At 72.9% G+C, this 25476-nt stretch carries 28 protein-coding genes and 1 pseudogene; 14 read left to right on the top strand and 15 right to left on the bottom strand.

The annotated features are described in order from the left end of the window. The first annotated feature begins 71 nt into the window (after window positions 1-71). From AD017_RS03420 to AD017_RS03410, 3 genes are all read left to right on the top strand, one after another. The gene (locus tag AD017_RS03420) at window positions 72-1313 is read left to right on the top strand and encodes an MFS transporter (RefSeq protein ID WP_082399027.1); all 1242 of its coding nucleotides are present in this window, start codon (window positions 72-74) and stop codon (window positions 1311-1313) included. 230 nt (window positions 1314-1543) lie between these two features. Continuing rightward, window positions 1544-1936, top strand: coding sequence for a transglycosylase family protein (locus AD017_RS03415; protein WP_060572803.1), 393 nt, complete (start codon window positions 1544-1546; stop codon window positions 1934-1936). A 25-nt stretch (window positions 1937-1961) separates the two neighbouring features. Then, window positions 1962-2396 carry a pyridoxamine 5'-phosphate oxidase family protein gene (locus AD017_RS03410; RefSeq protein WP_060572802.1) on the top strand — a complete coding sequence of 145 codons (435 nt, stop codon included), beginning with the start codon at window positions 1962-1964 and terminating at the stop codon, window positions 2394-2396. Here the strand turns inward: AD017_RS03410 and AD017_RS03405 are convergent. Next, on the bottom strand, window positions 2390-2944 hold the full coding sequence (locus tag AD017_RS03405) for a DUF3558 family protein (protein ID WP_227013357.1): 555 nt from the start codon (window positions 2942-2944) through the stop codon (window positions 2390-2392). The two genes, AD017_RS03410 and AD017_RS03405, sit on opposite strands and share 7 nt — an antisense overlap. 5 nt (window positions 2945-2949) lie before the next feature. Beyond that, a complete protein-coding gene (locus AD017_RS03400; protein WP_060572798.1) occupies window positions 2950-3297 on the bottom strand; it encodes a PE domain-containing protein in 348 nt (115 codons plus the stop codon). A gap of 279 nt (window positions 3298-3576) precedes the next feature. Between AD017_RS03400 and AD017_RS03395 the strand changes: the two genes are divergently transcribed. Continuing rightward, a complete protein-coding gene (locus tag AD017_RS03395; protein ID WP_060572796.1) occupies window positions 3577-4308 on the top strand; it encodes an alpha/beta hydrolase in 732 nt (243 codons plus the stop codon). Between the two features lie 15 nt (window positions 4309-4323). Here AD017_RS03395 and AD017_RS03390 read toward each other — a convergent pair whose 3' ends face one another. Together AD017_RS03390 and AD017_RS37315 are read right to left on the bottom strand one after the other, a co-directional pair. After that, on the bottom strand, window positions 4324-5799 hold the full coding sequence (locus AD017_RS03390) for a DNA/RNA helicase domain-containing protein (protein ID WP_349675456.1): 1476 nt from the start codon (window positions 5797-5799) through the stop codon (window positions 4324-4326). A gap of 16 nt (window positions 5800-5815) precedes the next feature. Beyond that, the gene (locus AD017_RS37315) at window positions 5816-6220 is read right to left on the bottom strand and encodes a hypothetical protein (protein ID WP_349675455.1); all 405 of its coding nucleotides are present in this window, start codon (window positions 6218-6220) and stop codon (window positions 5816-5818) included. Between the two features lie 318 nt (window positions 6221-6538). Between AD017_RS37315 and AD017_RS35150 the strand changes: the two genes are divergently transcribed. From AD017_RS35150 to AD017_RS03380, 3 genes are all read left to right on the top strand, one after another. Then, entirely contained in the window at window positions 6539-6700 is a 162-nt protein-coding gene (locus AD017_RS35150; RefSeq protein WP_168170491.1) for a hypothetical protein, read from the top strand. 183 nt (window positions 6701-6883) lie between these two features. Next, entirely contained in the window at window positions 6884-7882 is a 999-nt protein-coding gene (locus AD017_RS03385) for a hypothetical protein (protein WP_060572793.1), read from the top strand. A 114-nt stretch (window positions 7883-7996) separates the two neighbouring features. Then, window positions 7997-9241, top strand: a complete 1245-nt coding sequence (locus AD017_RS03380) for a DUF418 domain-containing protein (protein WP_060572791.1) — start codon at window positions 7997-7999, stop codon at window positions 9239-9241. A 25-nt stretch (window positions 9242-9266) separates the two neighbouring features. Here the strand turns inward: AD017_RS03380 and AD017_RS03375 are convergent, their stop codons facing one another. Further along, window positions 9267-10586, bottom strand: a complete 1320-nt coding sequence (locus tag AD017_RS03375; protein WP_168170490.1) for an MFS transporter — start codon at window positions 10584-10586, stop codon at window positions 9267-9269. Window positions 10587-10639: 53 nt separating this feature from the next. On the opposite strand from AD017_RS03375, the gene AD017_RS03370 reads away from it, so the two are divergent. Further along, window positions 10640-11161: a GNAT family N-acetyltransferase gene (locus AD017_RS03370; protein ID WP_060572787.1), complete on the top strand. Its 522-nt coding sequence runs from the start codon at window positions 10640-10642 to the stop codon at window positions 11159-11161. A gap of 131 nt (window positions 11162-11292) precedes the next feature. Continuing rightward, on the top strand, window positions 11293-12696 hold the full coding sequence (locus AD017_RS03365) for an amino acid permease (RefSeq protein WP_060572785.1): 1404 nt from the start codon (window positions 11293-11295) through the stop codon (window positions 12694-12696). On the opposite strand, the gene AD017_RS03360 is transcribed toward AD017_RS03365, so the two are convergent. The 3 genes and pseudogenes from AD017_RS03360 to AD017_RS03355 all read right to left on the bottom strand — a co-directional run bounded on the left by AD017_RS03360 (window position 12665) and on the right by AD017_RS03355 (window position 14949). Then, entirely contained in the window at window positions 12665-12883 is a 219-nt protein-coding gene (locus AD017_RS03360; protein ID WP_010227472.1) for a DUF2945 domain-containing protein, read from the bottom strand. The genes AD017_RS03365 and AD017_RS03360 overlap by 32 nt on opposite strands. A 90-nt stretch (window positions 12884-12973) precedes the next feature. Further along, a pseudogene (locus AD017_RS37175) lies at window positions 12974-13378 on the bottom strand (M13-type metalloendopeptidase); the annotation flags it as partial. Then, window positions 13357-14949 (bottom strand): M13 family metallopeptidase, encoded by a 1593-nt coding sequence (locus AD017_RS03355; RefSeq protein ID WP_304440540.1) that lies wholly within the window; start codon window positions 14947-14949, stop codon window positions 13357-13359. The gene AD017_RS03355 and the pseudogene AD017_RS37175, both read right to left, overlap by 22 nt. 63 nt (window positions 14950-15012) lie before the next feature. Here AD017_RS03355 and AD017_RS03350 point away from each other — a divergent pair, with 63 nt between their 5' ends. Both AD017_RS03350 and AD017_RS03345 read left to right on the top strand, forming a co-directional pair. Continuing rightward, the gene (locus tag AD017_RS03350; protein ID WP_060572783.1) at window positions 15013-15654 is read left to right on the top strand and encodes a hypothetical protein; all 642 of its coding nucleotides are present in this window, start codon (window positions 15013-15015) and stop codon (window positions 15652-15654) included. 69 nt (window positions 15655-15723) lie between these two features. Continuing rightward, window positions 15724-16647 (top strand): TauD/TfdA family dioxygenase, encoded by a 924-nt coding sequence (locus tag AD017_RS03345; RefSeq protein ID WP_060572781.1) that lies wholly within the window; start codon window positions 15724-15726, stop codon window positions 16645-16647. A 463-nt stretch (window positions 16648-17110) separates the two neighbouring features. Here AD017_RS03345 and AD017_RS03340 read toward each other — a convergent pair whose 3' ends face one another. The 5 genes from AD017_RS03340 to AD017_RS35995 form a co-directional block, all read right to left on the bottom strand. Then, the gene (locus AD017_RS03340; RefSeq protein WP_227013356.1) at window positions 17111-17977 is read right to left on the bottom strand and encodes a DUF222 domain-containing protein; all 867 of its coding nucleotides are present in this window, start codon (window positions 17975-17977) and stop codon (window positions 17111-17113) included. A 508-nt stretch (window positions 17978-18485) separates the two neighbouring features. Then, window positions 18486-18968 (bottom strand): hypothetical protein, encoded by a 483-nt coding sequence (locus tag AD017_RS03335; RefSeq protein ID WP_139323834.1) that lies wholly within the window; start codon window positions 18966-18968, stop codon window positions 18486-18488. 194 nt (window positions 18969-19162) lie between these two features. Next, the gene (locus AD017_RS03330; protein WP_010227483.1) at window positions 19163-20737 is read right to left on the bottom strand and encodes an AbgT family transporter; all 1575 of its coding nucleotides are present in this window, start codon (window positions 20735-20737) and stop codon (window positions 19163-19165) included. Further along, window positions 20734-21663, bottom strand: coding sequence for a threonine synthase (locus AD017_RS03325; protein WP_227012892.1), 930 nt, complete (start codon window positions 21661-21663; stop codon window positions 20734-20736). Before AD017_RS03325 ends, AD017_RS03330 begins: the two co-directional genes overlap by 4 nt. Continuing rightward, window positions 21645-21950, bottom strand: a complete 306-nt coding sequence (locus AD017_RS35995) for a hypothetical protein (RefSeq protein WP_227012904.1) — start codon at window positions 21948-21950, stop codon at window positions 21645-21647. Before AD017_RS35995 ends, AD017_RS03325 begins: the two co-directional genes overlap by 19 nt. A 149-nt stretch (window positions 21951-22099) precedes the next feature. Here AD017_RS35995 and AD017_RS03320 point away from each other — a divergent pair, with 149 nt between their 5' ends. From AD017_RS03320 to AD017_RS03310, 3 genes are all read left to right on the top strand, one after another. Then, window positions 22100-22534, top strand: coding sequence for a DoxX family protein (locus AD017_RS03320; protein WP_060572778.1), 435 nt, complete (start codon window positions 22100-22102; stop codon window positions 22532-22534). A gap of 42 nt (window positions 22535-22576) precedes the next feature. Then, window positions 22577-23413 (top strand): Fpg/Nei family DNA glycosylase, encoded by an 837-nt coding sequence (locus tag AD017_RS03315; protein ID WP_060572776.1) that lies wholly within the window; start codon window positions 22577-22579, stop codon window positions 23411-23413. A gap of 124 nt (window positions 23414-23537) precedes the next feature. Continuing rightward, window positions 23538-23906, top strand: coding sequence for a hypothetical protein (locus tag AD017_RS03310; protein WP_060572773.1), 369 nt, complete (start codon window positions 23538-23540; stop codon window positions 23904-23906). A 4-nt stretch (window positions 23907-23910) separates the two neighbouring features. On the opposite strand, the gene AD017_RS35145 is transcribed toward AD017_RS03310, so the two are convergent. Next, window positions 23911-24051 carry a hypothetical protein gene (locus AD017_RS35145; RefSeq protein ID WP_010235582.1) on the bottom strand — a complete coding sequence of 47 codons (141 nt, stop codon included), beginning with the start codon at window positions 24049-24051 and terminating at the stop codon, window positions 23911-23913. A 75-nt stretch (window positions 24052-24126) separates the two neighbouring features. Continuing rightward, entirely contained in the window at window positions 24127-25449 is a 1323-nt protein-coding gene (locus tag AD017_RS03305) for an MFS transporter (protein WP_060572771.1), read from the bottom strand. Between the last annotated feature and the right edge of the window lie 27 nt (window positions 25450-25476).

Below are 25476 nucleotides of genomic sequence, written 5' to 3'. Positions count from 1 at the left end.
CGGTCCGGGGAATGCCGGGACCGGGCCCGGTCGTTGGCAACGCTCAGCAGACGAGCGACCCGAGGAGTCCCGTGAGCACCGCCCCGTCGAGCCGCCTCCGGCTCAGCCCACCGGTCGCCTTCGCCGTCGTCGCGGCGACCTTCGTCTGGTTCCTCGCCGCGTCGTCGGCGCCGTCCCCGCTCTACGTCGTGTACCAGGAGCGGTTCGCCTTCACCGAGTTCACCCTCACCGCGGTCTTCGCGGTGTACGTGCTCGCCCTCATCGCGGCGCTGCTCGTCGTCGGTGCCCTGTCCGACCACGTGGGACGACGGCCGGTGCTGCTCGGCGCGATCGCGCTGGAGATCGTCTCGTTGCTGCTGTTCCTCGCCGCCGACGGCGTGGGCTGGTTGCTCACCGCCCGCGTCGTGCAGGGGATCGCGACCGGCGCGGCGACGGCGACACTGCCGGCGACCGTCGTCGACCTGGCGGGTCGGCGCGGCGACCCGGCCCGGGCCGGCCTGGTCAACGGCACCGCCCCGCTCGCGGGGCTCGGCCTCGGCGCGCTCGCCTGCGGCGCACTCGTCGAGTTCGCCCCGGCCCCGACGCGGTTGGTGTGGGTGCTGCTCACCGCTGGCCTGCTGGTCGCGGCGGTGCTGGTGGCGCTGATCCCGGAGACGATCGACCGGCGGCCGGGCGCACTGCGGTCGCTGCGGCCCCGGGTCGGGGTACCGGCGCGGGTCCGTCCCGGCTTCGCGGTGATCGTGCCGATCCTGATGGCGAGCTGGGCGCTCGGCGGGCTGTACATGTCGCTCGGGCCGTCGGTCGTCGTCGACGTCTTCGGCGTCCGGAACCACCTGGTCGGCGGCCTGGTCGTCGCGGCGCTCTGCCTCACCGGCGCGCTGACCGCGTTCCTGCTGCGCGGGAGCACCCCGGCCCGCGTGCTGACGCCGGCCGCGGCGTTGCTGGCCGTCGGTACCCTCGTGACGCTGACCGGGGTGGTGACGGGCGTGCTCGTCGTCGCGACCGTCGGGACGCTCGTCGCCGGCGTCGGGTTCGGCTCGGCGTCCTTCGCGACGTTCGGGACGCTGTCGGCGCTCGCCGCCCCGCACGAGCGCGGTGAGCTGTTCGCCGCGACCTACACGCTGGCGTACCTCTCGTTCAGCGTCCCCGCGATGATCGCCGGGGTGGCCGCGACCGCGGGTGGGCTGCGCCCGACGGCGCTCGCCTACGGCGGTGTGGTCGTCGTCCTGGCCGTCGTCGCGTCGGTCCTCGGCCGGAAGGCGGCGGTTCCCGCCACCGGGGACCGGGTCCCGGCGGCGAACAGCACCCGCTGATCGGCCGACGGAGGGGGCCCGGGCACTGGTCCGTTCGTCCGGTTCGCGTTACTGCGTCCATCGCCGATCGCGTGCGTCCGACCACTCACCGCGCACGTCCGCGACGAGCGGAGGTGACGGGTTGAGCCGGCCGGGGTGGGCGTGCCTACCGTGTCGGCCGCCGTCCGGGCCCTCCCCGAACCGTGCCCGGCCGGCGACGCAACTGCTCCCCACCGCACGGAGAAGCGAACATGGCAGGACGGCACCGCAAGCCCACCGACACCGGCCGCACCGCGGCCCGGATCGGCGCCGCCGCCGCGATGGCCGCGGCACCGCTCGGCATCGTCGGCACCGCGTCGGCCGCCCCCTCGGCTCCGGCCGCACCCTCGGTCGAGAAGACCGCCACCTGGGACAAGCTCGCGCACTGCGAGAGCACCAGCGACTGGCAGGCCGACACCGGTAACGGGTTCAAGGGCGGGCTGCAGTTCACCCCGACCACGTGGAAGTCGTTCGGCGGCACCGAGTTCGCCTCCAGCCCCGAGCAGGCGTCGAAGTCGCAGCAGATCGAGGTCGCCAAGAAGGTCCAGGACGAGCAGGGCTGGAAGGCCTGGCCGTCCTGCACGAAGAAGCTCGGCTGGCGCTGAGGCCGGTCTGCGGCACACTCGGTCCATGAGTGCCGATCTGGATCCCGTCCGGCGCATCGTGGCCGAGGACAGCGGCCTGTGCACGGTCGCCGTCGTCCGCCCCGACGGGCGCCCGCACACCTCACTGGTGAACGCCGGCGTCCTCGACCACCCGGTGACCGGCACACCCGTCGCCGCCTACGTGACATACGGCCCGGTGAAGCTGCAGGCGTTGCGCGCGCGGCCCGCGACGTCGCTGCACTGGCGGTCCGGCTGGCGCTGGGTCGCCGTCGAGGGCTCGTCGGAGATCATCGGGCCGGACGACCCGGTCGACGGCGTGGACGTCCCCCGGCTCCTGCGCGACGTCTTCGCCGCCTGCGGCGGGACGCACGACGACTGGGCCGAGTACGACCGCGTGATGGCCGAACAGCGCCGCGCGGCCGTCCTGGTGGAGCCGGTGCGGGTCGTGGGGAACTACTGACCCTGCTGCGTCCGGAGGTTCTCCAGCATCGTCGTCGCGGCGGCGTGGAGCTGCGCGCACGTGCCCTCGACGGTGCGCCGGTCGGCGTCCTCGGCGAGGGGGGTGACCTGGAGCTGGGCTCGGAGGGAGGAGCCGTCGGCGACGTCGAGGACGACCTGGCAGAACGGCAGACCCGTACCCTGGGCGGGTGGTGAGCTCTGGACGGCGCCGAAGCCGGCGAGGGTGATGACCTGCGAGGTCGGTTCGGCGGCGATGGCGACCGACGCGTCCTTGTCGTCGAAGGTCTGCAGGTTGTAGCCGAGCCCGTTGTCTCCCGGCCAGGTACAGCCACGGGATGTCCCGCCATGGCTGGTCCCCCCGCTGCCGTAGCGGAGCTGAAGAGCTGCCCGGTCCTTCTCGGTCAACGCGGTACACGGATCGACGATCGCGACGTCAAGGGCGTACGGCCTGTGCGGAAACGGATCAACCGGCTCCGGGGCTGCCTCCGCGCACCCGGTCAACGTCGACGCAGCGACGACCGCCCCCAGCACTGCCCGCCACCTGAGCATGTCGATCATTCGCCGGTGAGTCTCCGAAAGGAGGCGTCGAGATCGGTGTCGGTGAAGCCGTAATCGAAGGCGCACCGCCGGAGAGCCTCCACGGCGCTGCGCACTTCTTCACAGTGGGCCCAGTGGAGGTCGAGGATCCGGCGGATTTTCGGGCGAAAGCTCTCGGCTGCGTCTCGTGATACCGGATCGGCCCCCAACGGCTCGACCCGTAGCTCTCGGTCTGCCTTCACGAGCGCACGCTCCATCTGATCTGCTTGCCTCCGCAACAGCGCGGCGACCTGCAGGACATTATCCACGTTTATCTGTGCGACGAGTTCATCGATCGAACGCTGCTGTTCCGGAGTCATGGACATGGCGCGAGAGTAGAGGGGACCTGTGGTGGCCGGACCCGAATCGCAGAAACCGGTCACACAACTCCGTGGCCGCACGTAGATGGCCCCATGCGTCGCCCCGGTCAGGAATTCGGTGGCGCTCCTCAGCGCCCGCGGCCTAGCTTCTGTGTGGCCGTGCAAGAGATTCAGGAGGTGATCCCCGTGAACGCGACATCGACACGGGTGCTCCCCTCCGGGGTCACGGTCGGGCGGTAGGTCGTCCGGGAGCGCCGTTCACGAACGCTCCCGAAGGGCACGACCATGCGACTCTCCTCCGCGCAGCATCTCGACGACGGCGTCCTCGAACGCAGCGTCACCCTCGACGGGATCCCCGGGATCCTCTGGACACCCGCATCGGCGTCCGAGCCGGTCCCGCTGATCCTTCTCGGCCACCCCGGCGGACTGCGCCGGATGTATCCCCGGCTCGTCGCCCGGGCCCGGCGCTGCGTGGCGGACGGGTTCGCCGCGGCCACCATCGAGCTTCCCGGGAGCGGCGACCGGCCCCGTTCCACCGACGCCGAGGACGCCCGCGCCGAACTCCGTCGCGCGCTCCGGGCGGGCGAGCCGGTCGGCGACGAGATCGTCGACAGGCTCGTCCTCCCGCTCGTCGATGCGGCGGTGCCGGAATGGCGGGCCGTCCTGGACGCCCTGCTCGCGCTCCCCGGGCTACGGGAGCCGGTCGGGTTCGCCGGGGGAGTGATCTCCGTCGGCGTCCGGCTGGCGGTGGTCGAACCGCGCATCGTGGCCGCGCTCCTGTTCGCCGGGAGTGTCGTGCCCCGCGCCGTGGTAGAGGATGCCCGGCGGGTCACCGTTCCGCTGCTGGTCCTGCTGCAGTGGGACGACGAGGGGAACGACCGGCGGACGGCCCTGGACCTGTTCGACGCCTTCGGCTCCGAGGAGAAGACGCTGCACGCCAACATGGGCGGGCACACCGGCGTCCCGGCGTTCGAGGGTGACGAGGGGAGCCGCTTCTTCGCCCGTCACCTGAGCTGACACCCGACCGCGGGGTCAGCGGCAGACGGATTCCAGGAATTCCTGGGTCTCGGGATCGGTGGAGAAGATCGCGGTGCCCTTCATCCCGCGGGTCAGGAGCACCTTGTAGGTGTTGCGCACGAGGGCCGGGAATTCCTCCTGGCCGGCGCGCTTCACCGCACCGTCGAACGAGGCCCGGCTGTCGGCGACCCAGCGGTCGCCCCGCCGGACCAGATCGGGGCCCACGATCACTCCCGACCAGTCGTACTCGAAACCCTGCGCGGTGTAGATGCATCCGACCTGGCCGAACCCGCGGGGGTCGCTGGCCCAGAAGTGCGACTCCGGCGCGTCGGGGACCCGGGTACCTGGCTTGGCGTTCCACGGGCGGGACCACTCACCGACCACGACGTCGTCGACCAGGCGCTTCCCACCGCCGTCATCGGGTGCGGGGTCGCTCCAGCGCCAGCAGTACCCGGCCGAGAGGCGAGCGGTGTCGGCCGAGTCACCGACCTGCCCGAGCAGCCACGACTCCAGGGCGGTGGGGGAGGGGAGCGCGGCCACCCGGTAGTGCTCGTCGGCCGGGTCGGTGAGCTCCGACCACCGGACCGGCGGGCGCGGGTCCAGCCCGAGGAGCCGCCGCACCCACTCCTCGTAGAACTCCGAGCCGCCGCAGCGGTACTGCCCCGCGAGCCGGACGACCTCGACCCGGCACCCGGCGCGTTCCGCGGCGGCGCGGATCTCGGCCTCGGTCCCCATCTCACCGGGGCGGACCACCTGGTGCTCGTCGAGCAGGAACACCGGGACCCGGGCGACGCCGATCAGCTCCTCGACCTGGGGGCGGGCCTTCGCCCGGACGGTGGCGGGCGTGTACCGGTTGACGCTGTACTCGCGGATCCGGTGTGCCTCGTCGCAGATGACGACGTCGAGGTCGTTCGGCTCGTGACCGATGAAGCTGTTGAAGTAGGTGAACAGCTTCTGCGTCCGGGTCGAGCGGGCACCCGCGACCTTGCGCAGTGTGCGGGTGAACGCGCTCGATCCGGTCGCGTGCAGGACCGAGCGCCCCTTCCTGGCCAGGTCGCCGAGGAGGCTCAGGGCCAGCACGCTCTTCCCGGAGCCCGGCCCGCCCAGCACGATCACCGCGGTCTTGGTGTTGTGGCGGTGCGCCCGCTCGACCGCGTGCTCGACCATCCGGTAGGCGACGCGCTGCTCGTCGACGAGGACGAACTGTTCGCGCTGCCGGACCTCGTCGGCGGCCACCGACAGCAGCGGTCGCGACGGCCGCGGTGCTGCGCCGAGCAGGTCGTCGGCCGCGGCCCGGGACGCGTCGGCACTCTCGGGGTCGGCGTCGAGCAGGCGACGCAGCTCGCCCACGAGGGCACCGCGCTGGTCACCGCGGAACAGCTGCCCGTGCGCGTCGACCTCGTAGGTGGCGAGCTTCCACCCGGCGGCAGCGGCATTGTGCAGGTAGGCGATCCCGTGGACGTCGCTGTGCTCCGGTGCCAGGGAGGGCACGAAGTCCACCAGGTAGTCAGTCGCAGTAGCCGCGGACCTGGTCCACCGGGTGCAGCACCGGACGTCCGTACTGCGGGACGTCGACCAGGCCGTCCTCCCGGGACACCGCGTTCGTCCACTGCTTCAGCTCGACGACGACGTAGCTCGGCCGGCGTGTCGTCGGGTGCACGCCGCAGAGGATCGCGTCGACCCGCTTCGGGGAGAACGGCAGCTTGTGCTCGAGCAGGACCTCGACGTGGTCGAGCCCGGCGTCGTGCACGTCGGTGAGCAGCGCCGGGAGGCTCTCCCGCCAGGAGCGGACCTCACCGGCGCCGACACCGGAGCCGAAGGTGATCCGGGCCTGACGCACCAGGAGATCGTCCAGGTCGTGCGCCTCGGCCCGGGCACGGAGGGCAGCGGCGTTGTGGCGGACCAGGGCCACGGGGTGAACCTCCACAGGGCACGCGTCATCGGCGTGCGGGTGTGGAGGCGACACGGGATCCGGTGCCTGGCGGTCCGCGGGTGATCACCGTACGTGAGACGGCGTCCGATCCTCCAGCCTCATGGGTGCTCCGGTGTTCACTCCTGCGAACGCGGCCCGGATCCCCGCCGCGGGCCGGAGGCGCGCCCGCCACCCTCCGGCGATGACCACCTACGCCCACCACCCGTCCGCGTCGTCGCTCGTCGCGATCCGGCCCACCGGTGCCGGCTCCACCGCGGACCTGGTCACGCGGCTCCCCGGATCCTGGTCGGAGGTCTCGTGGCCGCTGTCCGGGGCTGCTTCGACCTGTACCTCGAGGACACCGCGCGGTCGACCGGGCCGCACCGGGTGGACCAGATCCGCACGCGGTTCGACGACGAGGTGCGCGAGGCCGTCGCGGAGACCCGGCGGTCGCTGGGTGCCTCCGGGCGCGGGGTCTGACCGATGGTCATCGTGTCGCCCCGTACCGCGGGCTCCCGGTGCCGGACCGCAGAGGCCGTCGGAACCGTGCCGCCCCCGCCGTCGTCCAAGCCGCATGACTCCCACCGACACCGGCCTCGCCGGTGCTCCACGTCTCCCTGACACCCGGTCCCGCCGGTGGCCGGAAGTTCCGGCGGGGCCGAGATGACCACCTACGCCCACGACCCCGCCGCGTCGGCGATCGTCTCCACCTGGCCGACGGGTGACGGTGCCGTCGCCTGCCGGGTCGCCCGGGTGCCGCGGGACCTCGGCGATGCCCTCGCCCGCCGCATCACGGTCGTCCTCACCCGGCTCTCGGCGGTGCTCTGGTCCGCCTACTCCGAGGGCGAGGCCGGGCAGCTCCGCCCCGCGGATCTCCTCGCCACCCTGCGGGACCCGGACCGTCCACCGCCCGACGGCGACGACGAACGTGTCCGGCTCGTCCACGCGCTCGGCCGCCTGCTGGCCCGGACGCCCGGGCGGGCGTTCCGTGAGACCGTCGTCCGGGAGGTGCGTGCCGAGCTCGACGCCGTCCTCGACGCCGACGCCGGTGAGCTCACCGGACGGGCACTCCAGGCCGTCCGGTACGTCCGGGGCGACGTCCACGAGGGACACGTCGCCACCGCGGACGCCGTGCTCGAGGCCGATCCGCTCGAACCCGTCGGCCTGCTGACCACGGTCGAACCCCACTCGGCCGCGGTCGCCGCGGTGCACTGGCTACGGGCGGCGGCCCGCTGGGTGGCGGAGGTCGCCGGGCACTCCGTCGCCGATGTCGTCGCGCTCGCCGAGGCGATCGAGCACGAGGACCTCGGCGTCGCGAGGGAGGTCCTGGTCATGCGCCAGGACGAGCCCGACGAGGAGGTCGTGCGTGATCTCCTCCAGGAGGCGGTACTCGCCGGGCGCGGGATCTTCGTCGTCTGCCCGGACAGGCCCGACCCCGACACCGACCACGAGCACCGGGTCCTCACGACGGTGCTGCACCCGCTCGAACCGGGGCGGTGCCTGGTCGACGGCCTGATCCGGGGCATCCAGGGCTGCTTCCGGGTCTACGCGGACGCGATGACCACCCGGGAGCGTCCGGGGGTGGACCCGAGCGACCCGGGGCACGAGTGGGCCGTCGAGCTGCGGAACCGGTTCGTCACCGAGCTACGGGAGGAGGCGTGACGACGGAGACGGCCGACCGGATCGTCGACCTTCGGCCCGGATGAATCGTCCTTTTCCTCCTTGACCGTCCCGGTCGGCCCCGCTGTGCTGGGCTCCGGGGAACAGGGGGACCACATGACCGTCGAGAACGCTCGACCACCACTGGCAGGACCGCTCGGCATGAGCGGCCGGGCACCGGCGCCGGACCTGGCGCGCGGTGCGATGCTGCTGCTCATCGCGCTCGCGAACACGCCGTTCTACCTGTACGGCCGCGAGCACTCCCAGGCCGGCTTCCACCCGGTCGAGAGGTCGGTCGTGGACAAGATCGTGCAGGCGGTGCTCATCACGGGCGTGGACATGCGGGTGTACCCGATGTTCGCGTTCCTGTTCGGCTACGGGCTGGCGGTGATCTACCGGCGTCAGGGGGCGAAGGGCGTGCCGGAGCGGGACGCGTTCCGGCTGCTGCAGCGGCGCAACCTCTGGCTGCTCGTGTTCGGATTCGTGCACGCGGCCCTGCTGTGGGGCGGGGACGTCCTCGGTGCCTACGGCCTGTGCGGGCTGCTGCTCGTGTGGCTGTTCGTCCGCCGGGCCGACCGCACGCTGCTGGTGTGGGCCGGTGTGGGCACCGGCATCCTGGTGCTGCTCGCCGGGTTCGCGGTCTTCGGTGCGTGGGCCGTGCTGACCGTGGGCGCGTCCGCCGGGGGCGGGATGCCGGCGGACATGACGGCCAGCGCCTCCCAGCCGTCGGTGCTCGCGGCGGTCGGGGACCGGCTCGCGCTCTGGCCGCTGATCACGCTCGGCCAGGGCGTGGTCGGGTTGACGGTCCCGATCGCGATCCTGCTCGGCTTCTGGTCCGCGCGGCGCCGGATCCTGGAACAGCCGGAGCAGCACCTGCGGCTGCTGCGGGTGACGGCCGTCGTCGGGATCGCACTGGGCTGGGCGGGCGGCCTGCCGCACGCGCTGGCGCACGTCGGCGTCATCGGCGGGTGGGGCGAGATCATGTGGGTGTTCGCGGCGACGCAGCTGGTCACCGGCCTGGCCTGCGGCGTCGGCTACGTGGCGCTGTTCGGGCTGATCGGGAACCGGCTCGCCGGGAGGCCGCTCGGCCCCGTCGGCTCGGCGGTGACCGCGGTCGGCAAGCGGTCGCTGAGCTGCTACCTCGCCCAGTCGGTGCTGTGCGCGCCGGTCCTCGCGGCGTGGGGACTCGGCTGGGGCGCGTCGCTGGGCAGCACGACGATGGCGCTGTACGCGGTCGGGGTGTGGCTCGTGACGCTGGTGTTCGCGGTCGTCCTGGAGCGGCGGGGGACGCCGGGCCCGGCGGAGACGCTGCTGCGACGGCTGTCCTACCGCAGCACCAGCGGCGCTTCCGCGCCCGCCTGATCCCGTCCGAACCCGGTCGTGCAGGTCAGGCCGTGCGGATCGCGACGAGGAGGCCGATCGATCCCAACAGGGGCAGCACCAGGAGCAGCGCCAGTGCCGCCGCCAGCCCGACGACGACGGCGAACCCGCCGATGACGGCGGCGCCGATCCCGGCCCCGGCGAGGAAGCACAGCGTCGCGACGCCGATCGCCCCGCTGCGCCGGTCCGCGGGTACCGCGCCCCCGACGGCGGCGATCATCGCGGGCTGCCCCGTCCCGAACGCCAGCGTCACCAGCATCGGGGCCACCGCGAGCACCCACGGCTGGTGCCAGGCGACGCCCGCGACCGCGGCGAGCAGTCCGGCGACCGTCGCCGCACAGGCCGCGAGCAGGGTGCGGGTCGGTCCGAGCCGTCGCTGCAGCCGGGCGGACAGCGCCGGGCAGGCGAGCGCGACCGCCGCCGACGGCACCAGCATCAGTCCGGTCGTCAGCGGGGTCCATCCGCGCTCGGCCAGCGCCAGCGGGATGCCCAGCAGCAGCGCGAACCAGCTCGCAGGGATCGCCGACGCGCACAGCGACGACCGCACCACCGTCGCGTTCCCGACGACCGCGCGGGGCAGGAAGCCGTCCGGCCGGTGCCGGACCCAGGCGGCCGTCGCCGGGACGCCGACGGCCAGCAGCACCGCTCCCGTCACCGCGGCCGCGGTCCCCGCGCTCGGCGACTGGATGAGCAGGACCAGCCCGGACACCGCCGTCGCGACGATCAGCGCGCCGGCCGGGTCGGGACGGGCCCCGTCGCCGTCGACGACCGACCGCCGCCACAGGTACGGCAGCGCCAGCAGTCCGACGACCGGCAGCGCGACCGCCGCGCGCCAGCCACCGGCCGTCGTCAGCGCGCCGCCCAGCAGGGGGCCGAGTGCGGACAGCACCGCGGACGTCCCCGCCAGGCGTCCCAGCACCGCTCCGCGTCGCTCCTCCGGGGCGCGTGCGCTCAGCAGGGCTGCCGCGAGCACCGGGATCGCGGCCGCCCCGAGCCCCTGCACGACGCGCGCCACCATCAGGAGCGCGAAGTTCGGCGCCAGCGCCGCGGCCAGTGCACCCAGACCGAGCAGCGCCGTCCCCGTGCACAGCGGCGCCCGGATGCCGACGGCGTCGGCGAGCCGCCCGTGCACCGGCGTCGCGACGGCGAGGGCCACCGCGTAGCCGCTGACCATCCACGTCGCGTCGGCGGTCGTCACGCCGAGTCCCTCGGCGAGGCTCGGCAGCGCGACCGTCACCCCCGACGTCGACGTACCGGCCAGGCCGAACAGCAGGCCGAGCACCACCGAGAGGAGACCCGTCCGCGCCGCGGGAGGAGCAGTCGTCACGCCCCGATCCTCACCCGGAAGGCGTCCTGATTGCATCGTGATTCGATGCGATCGTGCAGATCCGTGACGCCACCGCCGAGGACGCCGACGCCTGCGCGGTGATCTACGCGCCGTACGTCCGCGACACCGCCGTCAGCTTCGAGTCGGAGCCGCCGGGGCCGGTCGAGATGGCCGGGCGGATCGCCGCCGCACAGGAGCGGTACGCGTGGCTGGTCGCCGTGACCGACGACGGCGACGTGCTCGGCTACGCCTACGGTGCCCCGTTCAAGCCCCGCGAGGCGTACCGCTGGACCTGCGAGGTCAGCGTCTACCTGCACCCGGAGGCCCGCGGCCGCGGCACCGGGCGCGCGTTGTACGAGGCGTTGCTCGCCCGGCTGACCGCGTGCGGCCTGGTCGTGGCGGTCGCCGTCCTGACCCTGCCGAACGAGGCCAGCGTCGCGCTGCACCGGGCGCTCGGGTTCACCGAGGTCGGGGTGTTCCGCGGGGTCGGCTGGAAGCTGGGGGCGTGGCGCGACGTCGTCTGGTACCGCCGGGACCTCGCCGACCCGTCGCCGCAGGGGCCCGCCGGAGCGTGACCCGCGGGCCCGGTGCCCGAGGGTGACGTGCGAGGATCCCGGGCCGTTGCGCCGCGCACGTGATCACCACGCGTGCCGGTGCGCCCCGTCCGCGATCCGGACCGGGGGATCGGTACCGCACGGGAGCACGGGTGGAGCGCGGCAGCACGGGCGGCGAGCAGCAGGGGCTGCGCCGGGACCTCGACGGCCGGCAGATCGGGATGATCGCCGTCGGTGGCGCGATCGGGACCGGGCTGTTCCTCGGTTCCGGGCTCGCCATCTCGATCGCCGGACCGGCCGTGATCGTCGCGTACGCGGTGGCGGCCGTCGTCGCGCTCGCGCTGGCCTACGCGCTCGCCGAGATGGTGGTACGCCATCCCGAGGCCGGCGGGTTCGGGCCGGTCGCGCAGCGCTACCTCGGCGACGGGACCGGGTTCGTCCAGCGCTGGATCTACTGGGCCGCGCAGGTGGTCAACGTCGGCAGCGAGGTCGTCGCCGCCGGGCTCTACCTGCAGTTCTGGTACCCCGACCTGCCACTGTGGATCCCGGTCGTCGGCTTCTCGGTGATCATGCTGGCGATCAATGCCGGCGCGGTCCGGTTCTTCGGCGAGACCGAGTACTGGTTCGCGATGATCAAGGTGGTGGCGGTCGTCGCGTTCATCGTCGTCGGCCTGACGGCGATCGTGTTCGGCCTGCCCGGGCAGGAGGCGGTCGGGGTAGGCGCGCTCACCGCGCACGGCGGGTTCGCGCCGAACGGGCTCGGGGCGATCTGGCTCGCGCTGACCGTGGTGACGTTCTCGTTCCTCGGGACGGAGGCGGTCGCCGTGACCGCCGCGGAGTCGCGCGATCCCGGCCGGGACATCCCGCGCGCCGCGCGGCGGACCGTGCTGCGGCTGGCCGTGTTCTACATCGGCGCGATGCTCGTCGTCGTCACGCTGGTTCCCTGGAACACCGTGTCGACGGGGGAGAGCGTCACGGAGTCGCCGTTCGTCCGGCTGTTCGCGCAGGCGGGCGTGCCGGCTGCGGCTGCGGTGATGAACGTCGTCGTGCTCACCGCGGCGCTGTCGGCGATGAACACCAACCTCTACGTGACCGCGCGGATGACGTACTCACTGGCCGTCGACGGCTACGCCCCGCGGGCGCTGGCCCGCACCAACCGGCGCGGCGCGCCGCAGCGGGCCCTGGCGCTGTCCGCGGCCGGCCTGGCGCTCGCGTCGCTGGTGTCGGTGTTCGCCGAGGAGACGGCGTTCCCGCTGCTCGTCGGGCTGGCCCTGTTCGGGGCGCTCACCACCTGGCTGCTGATCTTCGCCAGTCACCTGGCGTTCCGCAGGGCGCACGCGGGGGAGCGGTCCCCGGTGCGGCTGCCGGGCGCCCCGTACACCACCGTCGCGGCGATGCTGTTCGTCGCGGCGGTGCTGGCGACGACGCCGTTCACCGACCAGTTCTCGACGGCCTGGAAGGCGGGTGTGCCGTTCCTGCTGCTGCTCGTCGTGATCTACCTGGTGATCCGGCGACGGCGCCGGATCAGGCCTTCTTCAGCTCCGAGTGGAGCTTGAGGACGGTCTGCCCGCTCTCCTGTTCGAGGACGTAGGCGGGGTTGTCCTCGGTCCCGTTGCGGGACTGCGTCGTGCCGTCGATCGTCCGCTCGATGCGGTCGGTGGCGGAGTCGACGACCTTGGCGGTGGGGGTGCCGTTGCCCCAGTTCCACGCCACCCAGGTGCCCTTCGCGAACTTCTCGGTCATGGGCGGCGGGTACCCGGGGCACGTCGGTCGAACCGCCATCCGGGCGGCGTGCCCGGTGCCGGGGGACCGGCCCCCGGCACCGGGCACCCCTCACCAGATCCGGACGCGCCTGCCCGGCTCCGTGAACAGCTCGTCGGTCTCCGTCACCCCGAACGCCTCGTGGAAGGTGTCCAGGTTGGTCACGACGGCGTTGCACCGCAGGTCCGGCGGCGAGTGCGGGTCGGTCGCCAGCCGGCGGATCGCCTCGGCGTCGCGGGTGACGGCCCGCCACACCTGCGCCCAGCCGAACAGCACCCGCTGCTCGCCGGTCAGCCCGTCCAGGGTCGGGGGCTCGGTGCCGTCGTTGGCGATCGCGTAGGCCTTCAGCGCGATCGTCAGACCGCCGAGGTCGCCGATGTTCTCGCCGACGGTGAGCGCCCCGTTGACCTTGTGCTCGGGCAGGCCCATGGGGGAGAGCGCGCTGTACTGGTCGATCAGCATCCGGGAGCGGGTGTCGAACTCCTCGCGGTCGGCGGTCTCCCACCAGTCCTGGAGGTTGCCGTCGCCGTCGTAGCGCGGGAGCCCTGGTCGTCGAACCCGTGGCCGATCTCGTGGCCGATCACCGCGCCGATGCCGCCGTAGTTGGCGGCGTCGTCGGCGTCGGCGTCGAAGAACGGGGGCTGCAGGATCGCGGCCGGGAACGCGATCTCGTTGAGCCGCGGGTGGTAGTAGGCGTTGACCGTCTGCGGGGTCATCAGCCACTCGTAGCGGTCGACCGGGCCGCCGAGCTTCGCGTACTCGAAGTCGTGTCGCCACTCCGCCGCGCGACCGACGTTCCCGAGCAGGTCGGCCGGGTCGATCCCGAGGTCCGAGTAGTCCTTCCAGCGCTCCGGGTAGCCGACCTTCGGTGTGAACTTGCCGAGCTTCTCCAGGGCCCGCTCGCGGGTCTCCGGGCTCATCCAGTCCAGCGTGGAGATCGACTGCCGGTACGCCTCGACGATGTTGGCGACCAGCTCGTTGATCCGCTCCTTCGCCTTCGGCGGGAAGTGCCGCTCCACGTAGAGCTTCCCGACGGCCTCGCCGAGCGCACCCTCCACGAGCGACACCCCGCGCTTCCAGCGCTCCCGCAGCTCGGGGGTGCCGGACAGGGTGCGGCCGTAGAAGTCGAAGTCCTCCTCGACCAGGTCCGACGACAGGTACTCGGCGGCCGCCGCGGCGGTGTGCAGGGCGAGCCACGCCTGCCACTGCTCGAGCGGGCGGCCCGCCCAGAGCGCGCCGGCCTCGGTGACGAAGCTCGGCTGCCGGACGATCACCTCGTCGTACGAGTGCGCCGGGACGCCCAGCGCGGCTTCCCACTCGGCCCAGTCGAACCCGGGAGCGGACTCGCGGAGCTGCTCGCGGGTCAGCAGTGTGTAGGTCTTCTCGGCGTCGCGGTTGGTGACGCGGTCCCACGACGCGGCGGCGAGCGCCGTCTCCAGCTCCATCACCTGCTCGGCCACCCGGGCCGGCTCGGCCAGGCCGACCAGCTCCGCCAGCCGCTGCAGGTGCTCCACGTACTTCGCGCGGATCTCCGCCGAGTCGTCCTCGCGGTAGTACGCCTCGTCGGGCAGGCCCAGCCCGGACTGGTTGAGGTTGACCAGGTAGCGCGACGAGTCCTTGGCGTCGGTCGCGATGAACTCGCCGAACAGCGCGGCCCGGCCCTCACGCTGGCGCCGCCCGAGAACGCCGGCGAGCGCGGCCCGGTCGCCGGCGGCGTAGATCTCGTCCAGCAGCGGACGCAGCGGCGCGACGCCCAGCTGCTCGACACGCTCGGTGTCCATGAAGGAGGAGTAGAGGTCGCCGACCTTGCGGGCCTCGGTGCCCGGCTCCGGTGAGCCGGCGGCGCACTCCTCGACGATGACGCGCACGTGCTCCTCGGCGCGGTCGCGCAGCACCCGGAACGCACCGTCCTGCGAGCGGTCCTCCGGGATCTCGTGGGTCGCCAGCCACCGGCCGTTGACGTGGGCGAACAGGTCGTCCTGCGGACGGACGTCCGGGTCGACCCAGGTCAGGTCGAGACCGGAGTGCTTCGGCTCGGTGGTCGTCATGGCCCCATCCTGCCTGCCGGGGCCGACGGTTTCGAGGAAGCGACCCGCGGTAGAAATCTCGTGATGACCGACATGTGGGACGAGCTGTTCGAACCCCCGGACCCCGCCGACGTCCTCGGCGACCTGCACGAGATCGCCGTCGATCTCTTCGACCTCCGCTACGACGGCTCCGAGCAGGCGTGGGCGGCGTGGGCGTGGGGCGTGCTGACGACCGCCCGGCTGACCGCTGCCGGCTCCGAATACCAGCGCGGCGAGCTGGTGCTCCGGCTCCTCGCACTGCACGCGTTCCACCGCGAGCTCTGCGCGCGGGCCTTCGGGATCGGCGAGCCCGGTGGCTCCGAGGTGGACCCGGACCGGGTGCTGGGCGATCACCCGCGGCTGCACCCGGTGCTGCTCGGGGTGATCGCGGAGCGGCGCAGCCTGGACCTCGCCGACTCCAGCGACGCCGGTGACCTGGACTTCGACATCGCCGTCGCCTCCACGGCACTCGACCAGCTGGTCCGCTCCGAGTACCGGCAGGTCGTGCCGTCGCTGATCCGGACCGCGGGCGCGGCGGACCTGGCGGCGGCGACGTGGGCGTCGTTGCAGGAGGACGTCCGCTACCCGCTGCCGCCCGACGACGTCCGGGCGATCACCACCACCGACGTCACGCCGGAGAAACGAGCCGTGATCGAGTGGGTACGGGCCGGCGCCCGGCCGGGGTGACCGGACAGGCATTCCGTCCGTTTGGACGGGGGTTGTCCGGACGGGGGGTCCGGACGCAGGATCGGGGACGTGACGATCAACCTCGACGCGCCGGTGAGCCGGCCCCGGTCCACGCCCGCCATCGATCTCCTGGAAGGCGAGCGCCTGCTCTGCCGCCTGCCGGGCGACGGGCCGGACCGACCGTTCGAGCTGTTCACCGTCACCCCGGTCGGGCGGACGCTCGGAGCCGAGATCACGGGAGTCGACCTGCGTGAGGCCCCCGGTCCGGAGCTGCGCGCGGAGCTCCACCGCGCGCTGCTCGAGTGGAAGGTGCTGTTCTTCCCCGGGCAGGACATCACCGGCGAGCAGCAGCGGGACTTCGGCGCGCTGTGGGGTTCGCTGGAGACCAACCCGATGCTCGACCGCGGCGGGTCCGACGAGGTCGTCCGGTTCGGTGCCGGGGCGAAGACCTACGAGAACATCTGGCACGCCGACACCACGTTCCGCGAGGAGCCGGCGATGGGTGCGGTGCTGCGCATGGTGCAGACGCCGCCGTTCGGCGGGGACACGATGTGGGCGGACATGGCCGCCGCCTACGACAACCTGTCCGACGAGGTGAAGGCCCGCATCGAGGGGGCGGAGGCCGTGCACGACATGGTGCCCGGCTTCGCCCGCTTCCTGGACGCGGACAAGCTCGCCGGCCTGCAGGACGAGTTCCCGCCCGTGACCCACCCGGTCGTCCGGACCCACCCGGAGACGGGCCGGCGGACGCTGTTCGTGAACGCGTCGTTCACCACCGAGATCGTGGGGCTGCCCCGCGAGGAGTCCGACGCGCTGCTGCGGCACCTGTTCGCCCAGGCGCACGTGCCCGAGTTCCAGGTCCGGCACCGCTGGTCCGAGGGCACCGTGGCGTTCTGGGACAACCGCGCGACGCAGCACTACGCGGTCGGCGACTACCACCCGCACAAGCGGGTCGCCGAGCGCGTCGCGATCGCCGGGGGCCGCCCCTTCTGATCGGATCTCGCCGGGGCCCCGGAGTTCGCGTCGCCGAGCTCCGGGGCCCTGTCGCTGATACCCGGGCGTTCCGCACCGGTCCGGCCGACCGGTCGGGTCGATGACGGTGAGGCGCGCGCCGGAGCCGTGACCGTCCGCGCGACGAACCGCAGCGAGGTCAGCCGGGGGCACGGTAGGTGTGTCCGGTCGGGGTGGTGGTGCGGACCTGTCCGTCGGGGCCGCGGGCGACGCGCCAGCCGGCTTGTTCGCGGACGTGGTTGTGGAACTCGCACACACCTGCCGTTGTCGAGCTCGGTCGCTCCCCCGTCGGCATCGCGGTGGATGTGGTCGACGTGCCGCACCGGGGCGTCGCAGTACGGCTCGGTACACCGATTCCCCGCGCGCGCTCGGACCAGGCGGGCGAGGAGACCGGTGAAGGTGCGCTGGCGGGAGTCCCCGCCGATCACGACACCGTCGGAGGTGATCAGGCGGCGCAGGGTCTTCCTCCCCTCGCTCGTGGCCAGGAGGTCGACCGGGACCGGACCGTGGCCGGGATCTCCGCCGGCAGCGGCGAGTCCGGGTCCAGCAGTGCCTCGACCGGGACGACGACCTGGACCTCGACACCCACATCGGTCGCCACGGCCTGGCCGGTGACCCGTTCGACGAGGGTATCGGCCATGACCTGACCACGAGTCCGGGTCAACGGTGCCGGGTTCACCGACACCTCGGTGAACGCCTTGTTCAGCGCGGCAAGACACGCCACACCCTGCTCCACCGGCAGATACGCGGTCAGATACGTCATCGCATCCGGCGCCGGGCGCAACGTCACCCGCCGCTCGGCACGGGCGGACTCGACCCGGGCGAGGAACTTCCCCGGTGCGACCTCGGCGGCGTAGCGGCAAGCGAGATCCCGCAACCGGCCCAGACCGAGCCGGGTCAGATCGTGCGCAGCCAGACGAACATCCACCGCGGCACGTTCAGCACGGTCCAGACCCGAACACGCGCTCACCACCACCGCCACCTTCGCGGCGCTCAACTCACCGGCCCCGAACAACCCACGAACATGATCGAGACCGTCGTGCAGATCCCGGGCCGTACTCACCCGACGCCGCGCCTCGGCCGGCGACACCCGACAGGCCAACCCGACCTGCGCCACCACACCGCGCTGCAACCGATCCGGATCGACCTGCCCGGCCGCGATGCCGTTCTCGACATGGAGCCGGGCGAACGCCCGCACCCGCGTCGCCTGCAACGCCGCCAAGGAGTGCTGCACGGATTCGAGCTGCTGGATCTGATCGATCAACTCCGCCTCGGACACACCGGACAGGTCGTCGAGCGCGGCCTGCTCCACCGCCAGCTGAACCAGCGCCAGATCGACCTGCGGGAACCCCGGATCCCCGGCAGGGAGGCCGGTGCGTGGAGGTTCCTGGACCGCGGTCATGTGGACGATCGTACTCGACCATATGTTCGATTCGCTAGTAAACCGATCGCGGCCGAACAGCGCTGAGCTGCAGATACCGGTGTGGCGATCCGCGTTGCACCATTCCCGTCAGCGACGGCGTGACCGCGGCCCGGTGCGTCCCTCCGCGCGGTGGTGGTCCGACCGGCGCACCACGAACGGTGTCGCTCTGCCTGCGCGCGAGTCTGACGACGTCCCGTCGAGACGGCACCGGTTCGGCTGCAGGGCCGGACCGCGCCGAGCCGGACGGTTCGCGACGGACGCTGTCCTGCCGGACAGGACGCGACGGACGCTGTCCTGCCGGACAGGACGCGACGGACCCTGTCCTGCCGGACAGGACATGCTTCACGTCGTGGTCGCCGAGCCCGTCGGCCCGGCGCGCCCGTCAGGACGCCGCCCGTCAGGACGCCGTGCGGCCCCACCGGCGACGCCGGCCCTGCGGCTCCGACTCGTCCTCCAGCGGCGCGGCGATCGCGAGGCGTCCGACCTGCTCGTTGAGCACCTTGAGGTGGACGCGGACGTCGTCGTGGGTCGGGTCCAGAACCGCCTGCTCGGCGATCTCGGCCGCCTGGTCCACCGACTGCTTCAGCGACGCCTTCGCCTTGTTCAGCCGGTTCGCGATCCGCCTCGCCGGCGGCTCGGTGATCCGGAATCGCGCGGGTTCGATCGAGTCGCCGACCGCGGCGAGCCGCTGGACGGCCTCCAGTTCGGTGTCCAGTCGCTTCCCGATCTCGGTCAGCCAGGTGCGCACCTGCATCGCGGTGATCACGGCGGTGATCCGGTGGAAGCGGTCGACCTGCTCGGTGCAGTCGGCCACGTAGCCCTTCCAGTATCGCGACAGCGGGGCGGGCGGTGGCTCGGCGGACGGTCGCAGGCGTGGCACGACCTACAGGGTGCACGATCGCGACGGCAGCGGGCGTCACGGGTCGGCATCGGTGCGACGCGTGCGGTGACGACGGAACGCGTGCGGCGGCGGCGGAACGCGTGCGGCGACGGCCTGCACGGGGCCGTGAGCGGGTCCGGTCAGGGTGCCCGGAACCGCACGGGAGCGTGTCGTCCCCGGCCTGCCGGCCGCGGTCAGCCTCCGATCATGATCGTCGTCCCGGGCCCCAGGGGGACGCCCAGCGCATAGAACGCCGCCAGGATCGCCACCCACAGCACGAAGGTGGGCACCACGAACATCGCCATCCGGGAGAACACCATCCCCAGCGAGAACGACCGGTCGTAGCGGCGGCAGGTCAGCTGCAGCACGTAGAGGTAGGGGTTCAGCGGGGAGATCGGGTTCGTGATCGAGTCGCCGATCCGGTAGGTGGCCTGGATGACGGCGGGGTGCATCCCCAGCCCGACGAACACGGGCACGAGCACCGGCGCCAGCACCGCCCAGAGTGACGACCCGGAGAACACCACCATCGCGAGCAGCGAGCACAGCACCAGCGCGACCAGCAGCGCGCCGAACCCGGTCAGCCCGATCGCCCGCAGCCCGGCGGAGCCCTCGACGGCGAGCCACGTCCCGACCCGGCTCCAGGTGAACATCGCGATGAACTGCCCGGCCGAGAACGCGATGACGACGAATCCGAGCATCCCCCTGAGCGCGTCGGCCATGAGGTCGGGCACGTCGGACGGGCTCGTGATCACCCCGGCCGCCGCGCCGTAGGTGACGCCCGCGACCAGGAAGCTGATCATGATGAGGGGGACGATCGCGTCGAAGAACGGGGAGTCGACCAGCGCGCCGTCGTCGCCCTGCAGCGGGGCGCCCGGCACCAGCCAGGAGGCGAGCGCGAGTCCCACCCACGCGGAGAGGGCGACCCCGGCGAGCCGCAACGCCCGCCGCTGCCGCGGCGTGACGGTCGTGTCCGGCTCGGCGTCCGTGACGTCTGTGACGTCCGCGGCGTCGGCACTGTCCGAACCCGTCCCGTCCGACGACGGCGGGTCCACCGCAGGCAGCCCGGGCTCCACCCGGTGCACCAGGATCCACCCGACCACACCGGGCAGCACGAACGCAGAGACGAACTGGATCCAGTAGTTCATCAGCACCGAGACCCCGACGTCCGGTGGTGTCCCGGGCGGCAGGACCGACTCGGTCAGCGCGGCGAGGTTGGCGTCGAGCGACCCGACGATCACCCCGGAGCCGTAGCCGACCGCCGTCGCCGCGAACGCGCCGAGCGCACCGGCGACCGGGTGCCGTCCCACCGACCGGAACGCCAGGGCGGCCAGCGGTGGCAGGACGACCATGGCCGCGTCGCCCATGAAGTGCCCCTGCCCGCACAGGTAGACGACGGCGTAGGGCATCCACCGGCGCGGTACCCGCGCCAGCGCGGCGTTGACCAGCGTCCGCAGCAACCCGGTGCGCTCGCAGATCCCGACGCCGAACAGCACCGTCAGCACGACGCCCAGCGGCGGGAAGCCGACGAAGTTGTCGACCATCGTCGTGAGCAGCTCCCGCAGGCCCGTCACCGAGAGGATGTTGCGGACCGGCTCGGCCTCCGGCGCGCCGGGCAGCTGCGCCGTCGCTCCGGTCGCGGCGAGCACCGCGGACCCGATCCCGAGGAGGAGCAGCAGGATCCAGAACAGGTAGAACGGGTGCGGGATCTTGTTCCCGGCCCACTCGATGCCCCGGACGATCCGGCCGGGTGCCCGCACCGGCGTCGTCACGGGATCCGTCCGTCCACCGCCAGTACCGGCGGTTCGGCGGCCACCGTCTCCGGGTAGATCAGCCCGCTGCCCGTGTTGAGGACGACGACCTCCTCGCTGCCGTCGAGCCAGCCCGACTCGCGCAGCCGGCCGGCCGCCGCCACGCAGGCGGCACCCTCCGGGCAGATCCAGGTGCCCTCGTCGCGGGCGAGCGCGTGCTCGGCGGCGAGCAGCTCGTCGTCGGAGACGGCGACGGCCGTCCCGCCGGTGTCGTACACGGCGTCGAGCACCAGGAAGTCGCCGAGCGCCTTGGGGACGGTGATCCCGAACGCGACCGTGCGCGGGTCGGCGGGGGCGGTCGACTCGCGCAGCCCGGCGTCGAACGCGTCGACGATCGGGGCGCACCCCTCGGCCTGCACCGCGACGAGCCGGGGCATCGGCCCGGTGATCCAGCCCAGCTCCCGCATCTCCTGCAGGGCCTTGTGGATCGCGATGATCCCGACGCCGCCGCCGGTGGGGTAGAGGAGGACGTCCGGGCAGCGCCAGCCGAGCTGTTCGGCGATCTCGTAGCCCATCGTCTTCTTGCCCTCGATCCGGTAGGGCTCCTTCAGCGTCGAGGTGTCCTGGTAGCCGTCGCGACGGCCCACGGCGTCGGCGACCAGCCGGCCGGCGTCGCCGATCAGGCCGTCGACCAGGTAGAGCTCTGCGCCGGAGACGACGCACTCGCGCCGGGTGATCTCGGGAGCGTCGACGGGCATCGCGATCAGCGCGTCGATCCCGGCCCGCGCCGCATAGCAGGCCCAGGCCGCACCGGCGTTGCCGTTCGTCGGCATCGCGATGCCGCGCACGCCGAGCTCGGCGGCCCGGGAGACGCCGACGGCCGCCCCGCGCGCCTTGAACGCGCCGGTCGGGATCAGGCCCTCGTCCTTCATGAGCAGCCGCGGCAGGCCGAGCCGGGCACCGGCGCGGGGAGCGGGAGCAGCGGGGTCATGCCCTCGCCCATCGTCACGACGTGCGCGGGGTCCCGGACGGGCAGCACCTCGTGGTAGCGCCAGAGGTCCGGCGGGCGGGCGGCGATCTCCGCCGGGGTCACCAGGTCCCGCGCGCGTTCCAGGTCGTAGCGGGCGAGCAGCGGGGCGCCGTCGGGCGAGGTGCCCTGGACCGTGTCGGCGTCGTGCCGCGATCCGGTCCGGGAGCACTCCAGGTGGGACAGCGTCGAGTGGGGAGCGTGCACGACGATCAGCGCACCCCGGACCGTGCCGCCCCGCAACCCGGGCGGGGATGTGACCTCCTCCGCATCCGGCCGCACGACGAGCGTCCGAACGGACCCGGCCGCTACGGTGGCGCCGAAGAGTGAACGTTCAACTGTCGAAGGGATCCACCGTGCGCCCGCTCCCCGCCCCGTACTCCGACCTCGCCCTCCTCGTCACCCGGCTCCTCGTCGGCGTCGTCCTCGTCGCCCACGGCCTGCAGAAGCTGGGCAACGGCGTCGGCGGCGTGGCCGGCGGCTTCGCCGGCATGGGCATCCCGCTGCCGACGGTCTCCGCGCTGTTCGTGATGCTCGTCGAGTTGCTCGGTGGCGTGCTGCTCGTCGTCGGCGCCGCGACGACCGTCGCCGGCCTGGCCGCGTTCGTCGCGATGGCCGGGGCATTCCTGTTCGCCCACTTCGGAGCCACGGTGTTCGTCGACGCCGGCGGCTGGGAGCTCGTCGGCGTGATCGCCGCCGGTACGCTCGCCCTCGCCGCGGCCGGGCCCGGCCGGTTCTCCGTCGACGGCGCGCTGGCCGGCCGGCGCACCCGCGCCACCGTGGACGCCTGAGCCCGCCGGGCGGCGAGCCGCCGCCCGGGAGACGCTGGGGGCATGCCCGAGGGACACACCGTGCACCGGCTCGCCCGGCTGCAGCGACGCCGCTACGCCGGGCGGGAGGTCGCCGTCAGCAGCCCGCAGGGCCGGTTCACCACCGGTGCGGACGTCGTCGACGGCCGGGTCCTGGAGACCGTGGAGGCCCACGGGAAGCACCTGTTCCAGTACTACGGACCGGACACGGTCGTGCACGTCCACCTCGGGCTCTGGGGCCGGTTCGCGAACCGGCGCCTGCCCGAGGCGCCGCCCCGTGGCCAGGTCCGGATGCGGATCGTCGGCGGGACCCACTACGCCGATCTCCGCGGCCCGGCGGCCTGCGAGCTGCTCGACGACGTCGCGGTGAAGGCCCTGCACGACCGGCTCGGCGAGGACCCGCTGCGCGACGACGCCGACCCCGACCGGGTCCGGCACCGGTTCGCCCGCTCCCGCGCGCCGCTCGCCGCACTGCTCATGGACCAGTCGGTGATCGCGGGCGTCGGCAACGTCTTCCGCGCCGAGACCCTCTTCCGCACCGGTCTCGATCCGCTGACCCCCGCCCGCGACCTGGACGACGACTCGTTCGGCCTGCTCTGGGACGACCTCTCCGCGATGCTGCGCGAGGGCGAGCGCCGCGGCCGGATCGAGACCCTGCTGCCCGAGCACGATCCGGCACTGCTCGAACCCGCCGACCGGGGCGCGGTCTGCGCGAGCGTCGTCTACGCCTACCGGCGCACCGGCCGGCCCTGCCTGGTCTGCGGGACGCCGATCGCGCACCGGGAGTTCCGCGCGCGCAACCTGTTCTGGTGCCCACGCTGCCAGGGCGGCGGCACCGCCCGCCCCGTCACCGGCAGGTGACACCCGCTTCACGATCGACGGTCTCGGGGTGGCGTTCCGGTGTCGTGGCGTACGCGATCCCCGTCGTCGCGTCGTCCGATGTCCGATCTGTCCCGCTCCGGGGGATACGAGTACCGTTCGGAGCATGGTGCCGACCGGGTCCCCGCGCGCGGGCACGGCCCGCGGGCCGGTGATCGGGTGGGACGTGGCGCTCTCCGGCATCGCCCTCACCGTCACCGGGATGCTGATCGCCCTCGGCGTGTTCGGCGCGGTGTTCCTGGTGGCCTTCCTCGACTACTGCCCGCCGCCGGCCTGCAGCTCGTCCCGGCTGTTGGTGTCGGTGGCCGGGTCGCTCGCCGTCGCCGTCGCGGCCGTGATCGCCGGGCTCGCGATGACCGTGCTGCGGATCGTCGAGCGCCGGCTGTCCTGGCCGTTCGCGCTGGTGACCCCGGCGATCACGACCGTCGCGATCGGGGTCGGTGCCGCGGGGTACACCAGCGCCATCGGCTACTGAGGGCTCACTCGCCGCGGTAGCGCCTGCGGCCCTCCCACACGTTCCTCCGGTCGAACATCGCCCGCCGTGTCTCGGTGGTCCAGCGTCCGACGAAGAAGCCGCCCACGCCTCCCAGCAGCAGGAGAATGATCGTCGCGGTGTCCATGGTGCCCCCCGGTGGTGGTTCGGGCGCTCGTGCCCGGCACATCCATGATGGACACACGAATGGGTGACATGATCGCTATTTCGTCGATCTTGATGATCCGGCGGGTGCCCGCCGGAAGGCGAGCGTGATCCCCGCCGACATCAGCATCATCGCCGCGACCACCCACATCCCGGCCTGCGCGTCACCGGTCAGGTCCTTCAGCCAGCCGGTCACGAACGGCCCGACGAACCCGGACAGGTTCCCGAACGAGTTGACGAGGCCGATCCCGGCGGCCGCGCCGACACCGGTCAGGAACGAGTTCGGCAACGACCAGAACGGCGGGATCGCGGTGAACACGCCGATCGCGCAGACCGTCACGCACGCCATGACCAGCAGTGGTGAGGGCATCGCCAGCGCCGCGGCGATGGCGACGGCACCGACGGCCGCGGGAACGGCCACGTGCAGCGCCCGCTCCCCGGTGCGGTCGGAGTGCCGGGCCCACAGCACCATGGCCACCGACGCGATCGCGTACGGGACCGCGGTGATCAGCCCGATGTCGATCAGCGAGTAGTCCGCACCGAACTGCTCCTCGAACCCGGCGATGATCTGGGGCAGGAAGAAGGCCAGCACGTAGAGGCCGAACACGATCCCGAAGTAGACGGCGGACAGCGCGATCACCCGGACGTCGCGCAGCGCCGCGCCGATCCCGCGGTCGTGACCGGCCTCCGCGGCGTCCTCGGCGGCGATCGTCTCCTCCAGCGCCGCCGCCCGGCCGGCCGGCAACCAGCGGGCCGACGACGGCCGGTCGGGGAGCAGCCACAGCACCGCGATCCCCAGCAGCACCGCGGGGACGCCCTCGACGAAGAACATGAACCGCCACCCGGCGTCGAACCCGAGCGCGCCGTCGCCGACGGTGATCAGCCAGGTCGACAGCGGCCCGCCCACGACCGAGGACAGCGGCACGGCCAGGAAGAACAGTGCGACGATCCGCGCCCGGTCCACCCTCGGGAACCAGTAGGTCAAGTAGAGGATGATCCCCGGGAAGAAGCCCGCCTCGGCGATGCCGAGCAGCACCCGGACGACGTAGAACCCGATCTCGCCCTGGACGAACGCCGTCGACGACGCGACGATCCCCCAGGTCACCATGATCCGCGCGATCCAGAGCCGCGCGCCGACCCGGTGCAGGATGACGTTCGAGGGCACCTCGAAGAAGAAGTACCCGATGAAGAACAGCCCGGCGCCGAGGCCGTAGGCGGCCGCGGACAGCCCGAGGTCGGCGTTCATGGTCAGGGCCGCGAAACCGACGTTGACGCGGTCGATGTAGTTGAGCAGGTAGGCGAGCCCGAGCAGCGGGATCAGCCGGACGGTCGCGGTGCGGACCGCCGCCCGCACCTCCGCCTGCGGTCGTGCCGAGACCATCGCGCGTCCCCCTCCGTTGCGGTGCGC

It is taken from the genome of Pseudonocardia sp. EC080619-01 (assembly GCF_001420995.1).
In the GTDB taxonomy this organism is placed as follows: domain Bacteria; phylum Actinomycetota; class Actinomycetes; order Mycobacteriales; family Pseudonocardiaceae; genus Pseudonocardia.
Note: the sequence above shows the minus strand (reverse complement) of the source record. Positions and strands in the feature narration are given on the sequence as shown.

Bases quoted from the DNA above. Each gene is read 5' to 3' on its own strand.
- AD017_RS03305 (WP_060572771.1), bottom strand. From the start codon at position 25,449: ATGGTCTCGGCACGACCGCAGGCGGAGGTGCGGGCGGCGGTCCGCACC.
- AD017_RS03355 (WP_304440540.1), bottom strand. From the start codon at position 14,949: ATGACGACCACCGAGCCGAAGCACTCCGGTCTCGACCTGACCTGGGTC.
- AD017_RS03405 (WP_227013357.1), bottom strand. From the start codon at position 2,944: ATGCTCAGGTGGCGGGCAGTGCTGGGGGCGGTCGTCGCTGCGTCGACG.
- AD017_RS03315 (WP_060572776.1), top strand. From the start codon at position 22,577: ATGCCCGAGGGACACACCGTGCACCGGCTCGCCCGGCTGCAGCGACGC.
- AD017_RS03415 (WP_060572803.1), top strand. From the start codon at position 1,544: ATGGCAGGACGGCACCGCAAGCCCACCGACACCGGCCGCACCGCGGCC.
- AD017_RS03385 (WP_060572793.1), top strand. From the start codon at position 6,884: ATGACCACCTACGCCCACGACCCCGCCGCGTCGGCGATCGTCTCCACC.
- AD017_RS03395 (WP_060572796.1), top strand. From the start codon at position 3,577: ATGCGACTCTCCTCCGCGCAGCATCTCGACGACGGCGTCCTCGAACGC.
- AD017_RS35145 (WP_010235582.1), bottom strand. From the start codon at position 24,051: ATGGACACCGCGACGATCATTCTCCTGCTGCTGGGAGGCGTGGGCGGC.
- AD017_RS03400 (WP_060572798.1), bottom strand. From the start codon at position 3,297: ATGTCCATGACTCCGGAACAGCAGCGTTCGATCGATGAACTCGTCGCA.
- AD017_RS03310 (WP_060572773.1), top strand. From the start codon at position 23,538: ATGGTGCCGACCGGGTCCCCGCGCGCGGGCACGGCCCGCGGGCCGGTG.
- AD017_RS03410 (WP_060572802.1), top strand. From the start codon at position 1,962: ATGAGTGCCGATCTGGATCCCGTCCGGCGCATCGTGGCCGAGGACAGC.
- AD017_RS03360 (WP_010227472.1), bottom strand. From the start codon at position 12,883: ATGACCGAGAAGTTCGCGAAGGGCACCTGGGTGGCGTGGAACTGGGGC.
- AD017_RS03380 (WP_060572791.1), top strand. From the start codon at position 7,997: ATGACCGTCGAGAACGCTCGACCACCACTGGCAGGACCGCTCGGCATG.
- AD017_RS03350 (WP_060572783.1), top strand. From the start codon at position 15,013: ATGACCGACATGTGGGACGAGCTGTTCGAACCCCCGGACCCCGCCGAC.